Origin of the sequence: Nocardia vaccinii NBRC 15922, from assembly GCF_001613305.1 — a bacterium.
Taxonomy (GTDB): domain Bacteria; phylum Actinomycetota; class Actinomycetes; order Mycobacteriales; family Mycobacteriaceae; genus Nocardia; species Nocardia vaccinii.
Genome location: NZ_BDCC01000055.1, coordinates 1 through 12,364 on the forward strand (window position 1 = coordinate 1; position 12,364 = coordinate 12,364).

A 12,364-nucleotide genomic window follows, 5' to 3' on the forward strand; every position below is an offset into this window, starting at 1 on the left:
CTGGTGTCGGCGCTGTTCGGGGTGGGTGAGCCCCGGTGACCTTCGGTCGACTGCTTCTGGAGACACCACCGCCATGCCCTAGCGGCGATACCGGCCGCGAACCTGGTGTCGGCGTCGTCCTGGTGTCGGCGTCGTCCTGAGTTGGCGGAACGAGGTTGACGGGTTGTGGTTGCGCGAAGCCGGTGCGGCGTTATTTCGTTGCGGCAGATTGCGGTACTATCCGCTGCCAAGGACGTTCGGCTTCGAGCTGGGCGGCCAGGCGGAGCAGGGTGGATTCACTGCCCGGCGGGCCCGCCAGCTGCGCGGCCACCGGAGTCTCGGTGCGCGGATGCAGCCCCATCGGGACGCTCAACGCGGGCCAGCCGACCAGATTCCACAGCGGCGTGAACGGTGAGAACCGAACGCTCGCAAGCGTATTGCGCAACCAGCCGCGACGATGCCAGGCCGCCGCGCGCGGCGGCGGGGCGGCTAGTGTCGGGGTGATCACCACATCGTGTTGGTCGAAGAAGTCGACCAGCCGGGATTCGATGCGATCTACCTGTCCGGGACGGATCAATCCGGCGCGCAACACCGCACGGCCCACGGCAGCATGTGTGCGGGTGCGCCGCTGTAGTCGTTCCGGGTGGGGTATCGCGGCCGCCTCCCGCGCGGCATTGCCGACCCAGCGCAGCGCCAGCGCGAGCGCCGCACCGGAATAGGGCAGCCGCACCTCCTGCACGATGTGCCCGGCCGCCCGGGCGGTCAGCGCGGCATCGGAGGCGGCTCGCACCCACTGTTCGTCGACCCGGATCAGCCGCGACGGCGAACCCGCGGCCAGCGCGACCCGCAGTCCGGTGGGTGGTTCCAGATCGGCCAGCGCGGGCTGATCGGCCAGCACCGACAACACCAGCGCGGCATCGGCGACGGTCGTCGCGAGGACGCCGTTCTCGGTCATACCGCCCCAGGAGTCGAGACCGATCTCGGCGGGCACCACGCCCCGCCCGGGTTTCACCCCGAGCACACCGCAGGCCGCGGCGGGGATGCGGACCGAACCCAGTCCGTCGTTCCCGTGCGCCACCGGAATCAGTCCGGCCGCCACCGCCGCCGCGGCTCCGCCCGAGGAACCGCCCGCGCTGTAACTCGTGTTCCAGGGGGAGCGGGTGATGCGCTCAGGTGCGTCGGTCGTGCCGAACAAGCCGAGTTCGCACATTTCGGTCAGTCCGGCGACCACCGCGCCCGCCGCGCGCAGCCGCCGCACCACCGGATGATCGGTCGCGGCCGGACGTTCGCCGCCGGCCAGCGAACCGCTCCGGGTCACCTCACCGGCGACGTCGATGTTGTTCTTCACCGCGATCGGCACACCCGCCAGCGGCAGCGCTTCCAGATCGGTATGTTCGGCCAATGCGCGCGCCTCGGCGGCGGCCCGTTCGGAACGGACCACAGTGAAAGCGTTGATTTTCGGATCTGCGCCGCGAATGCGCTCGAGGGCCGTAGCGACGACCTGCTCGGGATCGGCGGCTCCGTCGCGAATCGCCGCCGCGATGTCGGTGGCGGTTTCCGGAAGATCGGTCGATACCGCCCGCGCGGCGGGAGGCACCGATGTGGCCGGGGTAGCGTCCGCTATCGCGGAGCCCTCGTTGTGCATACTGTCGAGCCCCCGTCGCGTCGTGGTCGATATGGGCTGATTCAGTGCTGATGCGCAAATTATCATTTCGGCGGCGGTAGGGGGATGATGATGTGGGGTGTGGCGGAATCTCGCTTCGGTCCGGGTGTTAGGTGTACAGATGAGTAACAGTTCCGACGCCGCCGACCGGTTCGGTCCGGTCGCAGCCGCGATGGAATTCGCCACCGTGGCCGACTTCGCCGAGGCCTGGGAGTCCGCCGGGCAGCCGCCGCGCATCGCGGACTATCTACCCGATGCGCAGACATTGCGTCTGGTCGCACTGATCGAGCTGATCCGCGTCGATCTGCGGCATCGCTGGCTGCGCAATCCGCTGGGCGGCCGGGACAGCGAAGCTCCGCCGGCCGCGCCCAAGCGGCTGCGTGACTACTGTTCCGAATTTCCCGAACTCGCGCCGCGATCGATTCCGGCGGGGCTGGTGTACGAGGAGTTCGTCATCCGGCGGCACAGCGGCGATCGGGTGGATCCCCGGGAATGCCTGCGCGAATATCCCGATCAGGCCGCCGAGCTCCGGGGATTGCTCAATGCCGACGACGAGGATCGCAGCACCCGGCGGGCGAGTCCGGAGCTGACGGCCACCGGTTTGCAGGCCGACGAGGTGACCCGAACCACCGCCGGCCTCACCGCCGCGCCGCTCGCCGCCTCCGGAGACGTCCTGGATCGTTTCGAAATCGGCCAGCGCGTAGACGATTTCGATCTGCTGACCGGTTTGGGCAGCGGGGCGTTCGCGCGGGTGTTCCTGGCCAGGCAGCGGACCATGCAACGTCTGGTCGCGGTCAAGATCTCCGCCGATCGCGGGACCGAACCACAGACCCTGGCCCAGCTCGACCACGACTACATCGTGCGAGTCTTCGATCAGCGTCTGCTGGAGGATCCCGGCATCGGCGATCCGGCCTCGCGCCGCCTGCGGTTGCTGTACATGCAATTCCTGCCCGGCGGGACGCTGCTGAGCGTGCTGCGCTGGGTCCGGGCCACCCCGCCCGAACAGCGCACCGGACAGTTGCTGCTGGACGCGGTGGATGCGGCGATGGAGGAGAAGGGCGAGATCCGGCCCGCGGATTCGACTGTGCGCGCGCAGATCTTGGGCCTGTCGTGGCCGGAGACGGTGGCGTGGCTCGGGCGCCGGCTCGCCGAGGCGCTGTGCTACGCCGATGCGCAGGGTGTGCTGCATCGGGATGTGAAGCCGGCCAACGTGCTGCTGACCGCGGAGGCGGTGCCCAAACTCGCGGATTTCAACATCAGTTTCAGCCGCACGCTCGCCGGAGACAGTCCGGTCGCCTACTTCGGCGGCTCGCTGGCGTACATGTCGCCCGAACAGCTCGAGGCGTGTCATCCGGAGCGTGAGCGCACCGCCGCGGACCTCGACACCCGCTCGGACATCTACTCCCTCGGCGTGGTGCTGTGGGAATTGCTCACCGGCGCAAAGCCTTTCGACGACACCACCCCGGGCGAAGCGGGGGACGCCACCACGTTGTCGGCGATGCTGGAACGCCGCCACGCCGGAGTGGGCGGACCGGCCATCGATCGGATTCCGCAGGACTGCCCGGCGGCGCTGCGCCGGGTTCTGCTGACCTGCCTCGAACCCGATCGCGAGCGCCGCTGGGCCGATGGCGCGGAACTGGCCCAGCAGTTCGAACTGTGCCTGGACAAGCGGGGCCGGGATCTGGTCGATCCGCCGCCGTCGAGCTGGCGGCGGCGGCTGCGGCCCTGGCTGGTGCCCGTGGTGGTGCTGGCCATCGGGGTGCCGAACGTGATCGCCTCGCTGTTCAATATTCAGCACAACCGGATGTTGATCATCGATCGGCTCAGTCTTCCGGCGCAGCACTACTTCATCGGGTTGACCACCATCGTCAACTCGATTCTGTTCCCGGTCGGGATCGTGGTGGTGGTGTATCTGTCGCGGCGGTTGTTCTCCGTGCCGCACAGGCTGCGCAAGGGGCGTGATGTGGACTCGAAGCTCATGGCCGAGGCCAGATCCTCGGCCCTGTTACTGGGGGATCGCGCTGTGCTGGTGTGCTTTTCGCTGTGGGCGCTGGCCGCGATCACCTTTCCGATCACGCTGCAGCTGGCGACCGGCGAGGTCACCACGCAGGCGGTGGTGCACTTCCTGGCCTCGGTGCTCATCTGCGGTGCGATGGCAGTGGCCTATCCGTATCTGCTGGTCAACTTCTATACGGTTCGGTGCATCTACCCGATGTTCCTTCGGCACGGCGATATCGCCACCGGCGATGCTGCCCACCTGCGTCGTCTCGGCCGCCGCTGCACCGCCTTCCTGGCCCTGGCCGCATCGGTCCCGCTGCTGGCCGTCGCCGGCCTGACCTTCCTGTCCTCCGAGGACATGCAATCGGTGATCCCGACCGTGCGCGTGCTGTGCGTGGGCGCGATCATCGCCTTCCTGATCGCGTACGTGCTGTTCCGCGCTCTGGAAGCCGACCTGCAGGCGTTGCAGCGGGTGGTGGACCCGGCCGTGGCCAAACGTGCGGCGGGAACCTCGGCGGCGGCCGATCGGTCGTGAAACGGCCCCTGCCGGGCGAGCACGTGATCGGTTGGGTGCCGGTGAGCTGTGGCGGACCGTGGTCGCGGTCGCCTGCGACCGATGCGGCCCGGTCCGGTGCCTCGGCCCCGCTGCCCGGATCGGCGTCCGGCGGTGGAGTGCGGGCGGCAGGGGTGCGGTCGGGTGCGAGTCGTTCGTCGGCGGGGGCCGTCCAGCAGGTCCGCCGGTAGGGTCGGCGATATGACGCGCAACGATGCCGAGATATCACTCGACGGTCTGGCGCGGCGGGTGTGGGAACGGGCGCAGGGGTGTCGCGGGCGGTTCGTGCTCGGGATCGCGGGGCCGCCGGGGGCCGGTAAGTCCACGCTCGCGGAGGCGCTGCGGGATGCGGTGAATGCGCTGGCGGGCGCTCCGGTTGCCGAGGTCGCGCCGATGGACGGATTTCATCTGAGCAATGCCGAGTTGCGGATCGCGGGGGCCGTGGCGCGCAAGGGGGAACCGGATACGTTCGATGTCGCCGAATACCTCGCGGGTCTGCGCCGGTTGCGGGAAACACCCCCGGGAGAACCGGTTTCGTGGCCGCGATACGACCGGGAGCGGCACGATCCGGTGCCCGGCGGGGTGGTGTTCGACCGGCACCGGATCGTCATCACCGAGGGGAACTACCTGCTGCTCGACGACGTCGGCCCGGCGCGCTGGTCGGCGGTGCGACACTGCCTCGACGAGGTCTGGTATCTGGACGTTCCGGCCGAGGCAATACGAAAGCGGTTGTTACACAGGCACATCAGCGGCGGCAAGAGCGCCGGGTTCGCCGCGGACAAAGTCGCCCGCAGCGATCTGGTGAATGCCGAGCTGGTTGCCGCGACTCGCGATCGCGCGGATCTGGTCCTCTATGGTGAAGGGCGGCACTACCGCCTCGCGTGATCGGGAAGGGCGCGAATCCATTCGCGCGTGCCGAGGTACGCACAGGACAGGCCGGCGATCGCGGCGGCACTGCGTAGCGCCTGCGGAAAAGATTGGCCCGCAACGTGATAGTGGCAGAAGGCGCCGTGCAGGATATCTCCGGCGCCGAGGGTGTCGATCGCCGAGACCGATGGCACCTCGATGGCGCCGCGTTCGCCCGGCATCGAATAGGTGATGGCTTCGCCACCGCGGGTCACCGCGGCGCAGCGGACACCTTGTCCATGCAGGTGGTCGAACAGGTCGCCGGTGCGGTCCGGCGGGGCGAAATCCGCCGAGCAGATGGCGATATCGACCAGGGGAAGCAGTTCGGCGTGGATGTCCCGCCAGCGTCCGGCATCGAGGATCACGGTGAGGCCGCGGGTGCGGGCCGCGGTGGCGAAGCCGAAGGCCAGTTCGGGATAGTGGCCGTCGATCAGAACGACCGACGCGTCGTTGACCGGACCCGCGTGGGTCGGGTCGAAGGAAGCGGCTATCTGTGACCCGTCCAGGGAAACCACTGTGCGAGTGCCGGTTTCGGTCGCCACCACGATCGAGGACACCGGCGGGCGATGTCGCGCACCGGGTGTCGCATCGATCGTGGCGACGCCGAACTCGTCGAGGTCGTGCCGGATCAGTTGCGCCAGTTGATGTTCGCCGAGCGCGGTGACCAGTGCCGGTGTGCGCCCGGACAGGGCCGCGTAGGCGACCGCCGCATTGGCCGCGGGACCCCCGGCGCCCAGGAACTGGTCCTGGGCCCGGGTCTTGGAGTCCTCGTCCGGATACCGTGGTACCGAATAGGCGATATCGAGTGTGGACAACCCGACGAATACCGCTGTTGCCATGGCACGACCCTAGCGCGCGGACCGGTCAGTCCTCGGTGCCACGCACCCGGTCCTCGTACTTCTTGCGCGCCGTGGCGTCGACATCGTCGAGGAAGGCGCGCTGTGAGCCCAGCGAGCGACCGATCGCGTCACCGACCGATTGCGGGAGCAGCCCCACGATCTGCGAGATCACCCCCGCCACGGTGGTGACCCGGACCTTCGATCGCCGCGAGACCAGTATCTTGACGATAGCCGCCGCGATCTCCTCCGGCTCGGCCGCGCGCATCACCTTGGGCGCGGTGACGCCCGAACCCAGTTCGGTATTGGTCAACGTCGGCAGCACCGAGGAGACCGCCACCCCGCTGCCGCGATATTCCTCGCGCAGCGTATCGCTGAAGCCGAGCACCGCGTGCTTACTGGCGTTGTAGGTGGCCAGCCCCGGAATGTGGGTCTCACCGGCCAGCGAGGCGATATTGATGATGTGCCCGCTGTGCCGGGGCAGCATGCGCGCCAGGGCCAGCTTGGAACCCAGGATGACGCCGTAGACGTTGATCTCCAGGATGCGCCGGGTCAGGGCGTCCGGCTCGTCGATCACCTTGCCGGTGGGCATGATTCCGGCGTTGTTGATCAGCACGTCGATCGGGCCCAGCTGCCGTTCGACCTCGTCCAGGAAGTCGCTGAAAGACCGCTGGTCGGTCACGTCCAACGGGCCGTAGTGCTCGAAATCCGATGCGGCGCCGGACTCTTTGACCGCCGTCTCGTCGATGTCACCGATGGCGATCTTCGCGCCGAGCTGCTGCAACGTCTTCGCGGTGGCCAGGCCGATGCCGCGGGCACCGCCGGTAATCACCACGACCTTGTCGCGGATGATGCTCACATCGGTCATTTGCCCTTACCTCCAACGGTATTGATCACATCGAGCACGCCCAGTCGGCGCATGCCACGCGCGCCCGCCGCTCGCATGGCGGACAGCGCGAAAACGAGTTTTCCCGAGCTGTACGGGAACCAGAACGGTTCCTTCTGCTGGGTCGGCAGCATCGGCGTCGTAATCGCCTGTTTACGACAGTATTTGCGCAGGCCCTCCGCTCCGCCCCAGCGCGCGCCGACGCCGGACTGCTGCCAGCCGCCCATCGGCAGGGCGAAGTTGAACAGGTTGGCGAAGACGTCGTTGATGTTGACCGCGCCCGCATTCAGTTGTCGCGCAACACGTTCCCCGCGCGACTTGTCCCCGGTCCACACCGACGCGGATAGGCCGTAGATCGAATCATTGGCCAGTGCAACAGCTTCGGCCTCGTCGGCGACCTTCATCACCGGCAGCGTGGGGCCGAAGGTTTCCTCGGTCATACACGTCATCTCGTGATCGACGTCGACCAGCACGGTGGGCTCGAAGAATGTGCCGACTCCGGTCGCCTTACCGCCGGTCAATACCTTGGCGCCCTTGGTGATCGCGTCCTGGATGTGCCGGGTGACGATGGCCTTCTGTGCTTCGTTCGCCATCGCGCCCAGTTCGTTCTCCGGCTCGCGGCCGTCCGCGCCCTGACGCAAGTCGCGCACATGGGCGGTGAGCTTTTCGACGAATTCGTCATAGATCGGGGCCTCGACATACACCCGCTCCACCGAGATGCAGACCTGACCGGAGTTGAACAGTCCGCCGAACGCGACTCCGTATGCGGCGCGGTCGATATCGGCGTCGGCGAGCACGATCGCCGGATCCTTGCCACCGAGCTCCAGGCTGTAGGGCACGAGCCGCTCGGCGCACGCCGCGGCGATCCGCTTACCCGTCGCGGTGGAGCCGGTGAACTGCACGTAATCGACCGAATCCACAACGGCCGCACCGGTTTCCCCGCCTCCGGTGACCACCGTGAGCACCGGCGGTGCGCCGATCTCGGCCCAGCCGCGCGCCAGCTCGAGCGCCGACAGCGGCGTCACCTCCGACGGCTTGAGCAGCACCGCGGCCCCGGCTGCCAGCGCGGGAATCACGTCCAGTGCGGGCATGGCCAGCGGGAAGTTCCACGGCGTGATCACCCCGACCACCGGATACGGCCGATACACCGTGGTGAGCCGCTTGACCCGGGCCAGCGGACTGTGTGGCGAAGGATGCTCGTCGGCAAGGAACTTCCCGGCCCGCCGCGCGTAGTAGCCCAGCAGATCCACCGCGAAACTCGAATCGATGAGCGCGTCCACCCGCGGCTTACCCGTTTCGGACTGCACCACGTCGGCAAGCTGATCGGTGTTGTCGATCAACCAATCCTGCAGTTTCAGCAGCCACTTCTTACGCCCCGAGGCGCCCAGCGCCTCCCACTCGGCCTGATACAGCCGCAACTCCCGAACCGCCGCCGCAACCTCACCGGCCGACTGCGCCGGGACCGACCCGACGACCTCTCCGGTAGCCGGATTACGCACCGCGATCTCGTCCCGCTCCGCGCCACCGGGTTGTTCGTTCCCAGTGGCATCCGAACTCGAACTGTCGGCGACCTCGAGCTTCTCGCTCATCACGTTCTCCTCCGGGGGCGCTTCGGCACTAGGCTCCTCGGCTGCGATCGCGTCGGCGGCCGGTTCCTCGGCGGTTGCGCTGGTTTCCGAGGCGGTCGCGGTGACTCGTTCGCCGTCGGACGCGGCGCTCGCACCCATCGAGGAATCCCCCGAAACGCCTGCGGCCGTGGGCCCCTCAGCCGCCGTGTCATTCGCGGCGGTCTCGGTTGCGGCGGCCGAGGATGCCGAATCGCCTTGCGCTGTTGTGCCGGTGACCGATTCCCTGGAATCAGCATCCCCATCGGGGGCGCCGGTCGTGCTCGTGGTCGTCGCCGTCGTGTCGGGTGCGGTATCGGCCGTCGAGGCGGGTGTGGCTGTGGCAGCGGTGGTCTCGATCTGGGTGTCTGCCTGGCCTTCGCTGCCCGTTGCGGGTGGGGTTGTCGCCGTGGCTTTTCCGGCCGTGGCGCGCTTCGTCGGACTCTTCTTCGCCGGTGTGCGTTTCGCCACCGTGGACTTGGGTTGGGTGGCTTTGGCGGCGGTCTTCTTGGCGGTTGTGGCTTTGGTGGTCTTCCGCGCCGGTGTGCTGCCGGTGGACTTGCGGGCCGCGGACTTGCGCGGTTCGGATTCGGACACGATCTGGTTCTCCCACGTGGGCTACTTGGGGGCAAATGTGAATCAGTTCACTGGCCTATGATCGTGGCACAATCGGGTGTGGAGTTCTTGGCAGTTACGGTCAACTATTCCCGGCGTTTTTGTGCATTGCGGCCGAAAATCGGGGGACAAAAATCGGAGGATGCGTCGTGGTGAGTGCGCAGACCGCCGTTGTGGTCCGGCAGTGGATCGCCGATTTCGTCGCCGAAACGCTGCGCACCGAAACCCTCGATCAGGTCGTGGACCGGCTCGACGCCGCGATCATCGGCCAGTTGCCCGAACTCGCCGATCGGGATATGCGACACGATCTGGCTGCCAGTACACGCGCGCACGCGATGGTGATGCTGGGCGGTCTGACCCAGGATCGGATGGACTATCCGGTGCCGCCCGAGGCGCACGCCTTCGCTCGTACGGTCGCACGGCGCGGTCACGATCTGCGACTGCTGCTTCGGGTCTACTACCTCGGGCAGGAGGCCGTACTCGATTACCTGACCGAGACACTCGAAAATCGCCATCCCCCACCGGATATCGAACGTTCGGTGCTGCTGCGACTGTTCGAGCGGTCCAGTCTGTGGGTGAGCAGTTCGGTCGAGGCGCTCACCGGGACCTATATGCAGGAGCGCGAGCGAGGTCTGCGCGCCGCGCTGAATCAGCGCACCGAGATCGTTCGCGCCCTGCTGGCGGGCGCCGACCCGGACGTCGACGCCACCTCCGCGCGGCTCGGCTACCGCCTCTCCGGTCGGCATATCGCCTGTGTGCTGTGGACCGATGAGCATCAGCCGCGGATCGCTCCGCCCGGCAGCGGGATTCTCATGCCCGGCGTTGAAGTCGCCTGGCTCGTCGGCGACGCCGACCCGGCTCCGGCCGATCCCGGCGACACGGAGACCTTCGGAATCCTCGACCGGGTGGTCGCGCGGCTGGCCGCGGCCCTGGGCGGCGGCGCGCTCACCGTCCCGTCCGGTGCGAGCGCGCTGTGGGCGTGGATCGGTGTCGACTCGGATGTGGGTCTCGACCGGTTGCCCGACGTGGTCGAACCTCCGGTGCGGTTAGCGGTCGGCGGTCCGGCCGCGCATATCACCGGGTTCCGGGAAAGCCACCGCGAGGCGATGGCCGCGCGTCAGGTCGCCGAACGCGCAGTATCCGACCTCGGCCGGATACTGCGGTATCCGGAGGTCGAGGTGGCCTATCTGGTCGGCGCCGACGAGGCCGCGATGCGCGCGCTGATCGATCGGGAGCTGGGCGCCCTGGCCCGGCCGGGCGTGAACGCCGCCCGCCTGCGCGAGACGCTGCACGCCTATCTGCGCTGCCGCCGGAGTCCGGATGCGACGGCGAAAGAGCTTGGCGTGCACCGGAATACCGTTCGCTATCGGTTGCAGCGGATCACCGAACTGCTCGGTCGGCCGATCGAGGAACGCGGCCTGCACCTGGAACTCGCCCTGGACTGCGCGGCGGTGTACGGGGTCCAGGGGCACGGTTGAACGCGGGTGGTGCGATGACAGGGGCCGCGATGCCGTTCGGAAGGGCGTGTGGTGGGCATGCGGCAGCGGCCCGCGACACTGCGGGTGCGGCGTGCCCGGTTCGGGGCGGCGGCGTCAGTCGGTGGCGGCGAGGCGGCGCAGCGGCGGTTCGGTCGAGGGGGACACTCGCCGCTCCGGCAGTTCGGCCAGCAACGTGGTCGTCGCCGCCGCGACGGCCGCGACCGCCTTGTCGAAGGCCGGTTTCGTCGTCGAGGACAGCCCCGTCAGCCCACCGACCTTCCGCACGTACTGCTGTGCCGCCGCGTAGATCTCCTGATCGGTCGCGGCAGGTTCCAGCCCACGCAGGACGGTGATGTTCCTACACATGGCGCCGAGACTAGCCCTCGCTCAGCCCGCATGACAGCGCAACGAGCGGCTAATGTGAAAACTCTGTGTTGCTGATCTTCGGCATCGGTTCCGACGGTCCGGAATCGGGCCGGGCCGCAGACTCGGGGTCGGTGTTATCCAGGGGGAACGGACCTGCGCGATGTTCGTTTCGGCGGCACCCGGGACGGCCCGCCCGGCTGATTTCGGTGTCACCGGTTGGCGCAGTTTGCTGGGAGGCGTATTTGTGACATGAGCGAATCCGAGGCAATCGGAGACTGTCCGGCGAATACCGGGCCCCGCCGAGATCGATGGGACACAATCGGAGATATGGCTGCCCGCGACCTGCCGACACTGACCACATTCCCGTACGAAGAACTCGATCAGCGCGAGGACGATCACTGGTCCGGCGCGCAGATCTCCGACGACGAGCTGCGGGCCCTGTCACTGGGCGCGTTCTATTCGGCGCGTTGGGACGCCTTCCACGACGCGCTGCTGCTCGGACCCGAGCGCGAGCATCCCCTCGGTGATCGCCGCGAGCTGGCGATCGACACGTTGACCGGCGCATGGGGCATCACCGACGGAGCCGAGGCGATGGCCTCGATGGAACAGCTGCTGGACGGCATGCACTCCCCGCTGTACGCGATGGTGCATCCGCTGGTCATGGCCGGGATCAACTCGCCCGAACGGGATCGTTTCGGTGAACGGGCCGATCGGCAGCGGGCGTTCCTGCGTCAGGTCGGTGCGTTTCGGGGGATGGACAATCCCGAGGCGCTGGTGCGCGACTACGACATCTGGTCCCAGGCGATCAAATTGGATCTGGTCGACCATCTGGTGCAGCCGCTGCCCGCCGACATCCAGGCCTGGGATCTGGCCCGCGTGGTCGCTGTTGCCAGGATGGCCTTCACCGCCGGATACCTCGACGCAGACGTGGCCTGGGAATACGTGATGCGCGCCCTGACCCCCGCCCAACGCCGCTACCGCAATTGGCGGCAGTTCGGCGACGCCTACCTGACCGGCTGGACCTACTGGCAAGCATGCGAAGACCTGGCCGAACTCAAATCCGGCGGCGTCGACCGCCGCCTGGAACTCATCCGCCTGTGGCAGCGCCAGACCTCCCCGTGGCGCCGAGTCACCCTGCAATCGGAGTGACGCAGCCACGGATTCACGCGCAATCCGTGTGAATCGTCACCAGCTACACGCGCCCGGACAGCCGACTCGGGACCAATTGTCGTAAACCCCCATCAACGGAACCCGCTGAGGCCGCCCCACCGACGCCCTCAGTGGCGAAGCGTTCCCGTCCGCGGGAAGCCGTCCGCGAAACGAGGGGTGCAGCAAGACGAGCCCCAGCGGCCTCCGGCGCGGATCACACCTAACCTTCACCGAAGCGAAGCGAGGCGATGACCAGCGCGCCCAGCGGCGAATCGTCTCTGTCGGGCTGGAAGTCGCCCGCGAAGCGAAAGGCTCAGCAAGATTAACCCCA

The 12,364-nt window shown here is 67.9% G+C and carries 9 protein-coding genes; 4 read left to right on the plus strand and 5 right to left on the minus strand.

Features of this window, described 5'->3' with window-relative positions; all coding sequences use genetic code 11:
* Window positions 1–190: 190 nt before the first annotated feature.
* Window positions 191–1,624 (minus strand): amidase, encoded by a 1,434-nt coding sequence (locus NV1_RS29895; protein WP_084525925.1) that lies wholly within the window; start codon window positions 1,622–1,624, stop codon window positions 191–193.
* A gap of 190 nt (window positions 1,625–1,814) precedes the next feature.
* Here NV1_RS29895 and NV1_RS29900 point away from each other — a divergent pair, with 190 nt between their 5' ends.
* Both NV1_RS29900 and NV1_RS29905 read left to right on the plus strand, forming a co-directional pair.
* Window positions 1,815–4,175, plus strand: coding sequence for a serine/threonine-protein kinase (locus NV1_RS29900; RefSeq protein ID WP_067898910.1), 2,361 nt, complete (start codon window positions 1,815–1,817; stop codon window positions 4,173–4,175).
* A 219-nt stretch (window positions 4,176–4,394) separates the two neighbouring features.
* On the plus strand, window positions 4,395–5,078 hold the full coding sequence (locus NV1_RS29905; protein WP_067898890.1) for a nucleoside/nucleotide kinase family protein: 684 nt from the start codon (window positions 4,395–4,397) through the stop codon (window positions 5,076–5,078).
* Here NV1_RS29905 and NV1_RS29910 read toward each other — a convergent pair.
* From NV1_RS29910 to NV1_RS29920, 3 genes are read right to left on the minus strand one after another with little or no spacing between them, the layout of a single operon-like run.
* On the minus strand, window positions 5,063–5,938 hold the full coding sequence (locus NV1_RS29910; protein WP_067898893.1) for a PfkB family carbohydrate kinase: 876 nt from the start codon (window positions 5,936–5,938) through the stop codon (window positions 5,063–5,065). The two genes, NV1_RS29905 and NV1_RS29910, sit on opposite strands and share 16 nt — an antisense overlap.
* Before the next feature lie 25 nt (window positions 5,939–5,963).
* Window positions 5,964–6,803, minus strand: coding sequence for an SDR family oxidoreductase (locus tag NV1_RS29915; protein ID WP_067898895.1), 840 nt, complete (start codon window positions 6,801–6,803; stop codon window positions 5,964–5,966).
* Window positions 6,800–8,410 carry an aldehyde dehydrogenase family protein gene (locus NV1_RS29920; RefSeq protein ID WP_084525930.1) on the minus strand — a complete coding sequence of 537 codons (1,611 nt, stop codon included), beginning with the start codon at window positions 8,408–8,410 and terminating at the stop codon, window positions 6,800–6,802. The genes NV1_RS29915 and NV1_RS29920 overlap by 4 nt, the downstream gene beginning before the upstream one ends.
* Window positions 8,411–9,192: 782 nt before the next feature.
* Between NV1_RS29920 and NV1_RS29930 the strand changes: the two genes are divergently transcribed.
* Window positions 9,193–10,518 (plus strand): PucR family transcriptional regulator, encoded by a 1,326-nt coding sequence (locus NV1_RS29930; RefSeq protein ID WP_067898917.1) that lies wholly within the window; start codon window positions 9,193–9,195, stop codon window positions 10,516–10,518.
* 114 nt (window positions 10,519–10,632) lie between these two features.
* On the opposite strand, the gene NV1_RS29935 is transcribed toward NV1_RS29930, so the two are convergent.
* Window positions 10,633–10,884 (minus strand): DUF2277 domain-containing protein, encoded by a 252-nt coding sequence (locus tag NV1_RS29935; protein ID WP_067898901.1) that lies wholly within the window; start codon window positions 10,882–10,884, stop codon window positions 10,633–10,635.
* Between the two features lie 327 nt (window positions 10,885–11,211).
* Between NV1_RS29935 and NV1_RS29940 the strand changes: the two genes are divergently transcribed.
* The gene (locus NV1_RS29940) at window positions 11,212–12,033 is read left to right on the plus strand and encodes a DUF1266 domain-containing protein (RefSeq protein ID WP_067898904.1); all 822 of its coding nucleotides are present in this window, start codon (window positions 11,212–11,214) and stop codon (window positions 12,031–12,033) included.
* The last annotated feature ends 331 nt before the right edge of the window (window positions 12,034–12,364 follow it).

Excerpts from the sequence above, each read along its gene's own strand:
- NV1_RS29905 (WP_067898890.1), top strand. The coding sequence starts at position 4,395 with ATGACGCGCAACGATGCCGAGATATCACTCGACGGTCTGGCGCGGCGG.
- NV1_RS29935 (WP_067898901.1), bottom strand. The coding sequence starts at position 10,884 with ATGTGTAGGAACATCACCGTCCTGCGTGGGCTGGAACCTGCCGCGACC.
- NV1_RS29915 (WP_067898895.1), bottom strand. The coding sequence starts at position 6,803 with ATGACCGATGTGAGCATCATCCGCGACAAGGTCGTGGTGATTACCGGC.
- NV1_RS29910 (WP_067898893.1), bottom strand. The coding sequence starts at position 5,938 with ATGGCAACAGCGGTATTCGTCGGGTTGTCCACACTCGATATCGCCTAT.
- NV1_RS29900 (WP_067898910.1), top strand. The coding sequence starts at position 1,815 with ATGGAATTCGCCACCGTGGCCGACTTCGCCGAGGCCTGGGAGTCCGCC.
- NV1_RS29920 (WP_084525930.1), bottom strand. The coding sequence starts at position 8,410 with ATGAGCGAGAAGCTCGAGGTCGCCGACAGTTCGAGTTCGGATGCCACT.
- NV1_RS29940 (WP_067898904.1), top strand. The coding sequence starts at position 11,212 with ATGGCTGCCCGCGACCTGCCGACACTGACCACATTCCCGTACGAAGAA.
- NV1_RS29895 (WP_084525925.1), bottom strand. The coding sequence starts at position 1,624 with ATGCACAACGAGGGCTCCGCGATAGCGGACGCTACCCCGGCCACATCG.